The sequence below is a fragment of the Nocardia vinacea NBRC 16497 genome (genome assembly GCF_000308835.1).
Taxonomy (GTDB): domain Bacteria; phylum Actinomycetota; class Actinomycetes; order Mycobacteriales; family Mycobacteriaceae; genus Nocardia; species Nocardia vinacea.
Genome location: NZ_BAGN01000290.1, coordinates 1 through 338 on the forward strand (window position 1 = coordinate 1; position 338 = coordinate 338).

At 66.9% G+C, this 338-nt stretch carries 1 protein-coding gene; it reads left to right on the forward strand.

Annotation, left to right across the window (positions count from 1 at the left end; all coding sequences use genetic code 11):
- A partial coding sequence (locus ON44_RS33525) for a polyketide synthase dehydratase domain-containing protein (protein ID WP_040697932.1) occupies nt 1-338 on the forward strand: 338 nt, incomplete at both ends.

Below are 338 nucleotides of genomic sequence, written 5' to 3' on the forward strand. Positions count from 1 at the left end.
AACACCACACGACGTGGATGCCGGGCTGGCGGCATGGCCACCAGCGGGTGCGGTGCACACCGATACCAGCAGCCTCTACCAGCAACTCGCCGAGGACGGGTACGGCTACGGTCCCGCGTTCCAAGGCCTGGAATCAGTCTGGCGCACCGGAGAAGACTGGCTCGTGCAAGCCACCCTCCCCGAAACCGGCGGCCAGGCAAACCATTACGGACTACACCCCGCCCTGCTCGATGCCGTCCTGCACGCCATGACCACCGGCTTTGACACCAGTGGGAAGGCCGGGGTGGAGGCCGCAGCGGGTCCGTTGCTGCCGTTCGCGTGGGAAGGCGTGCAATTGC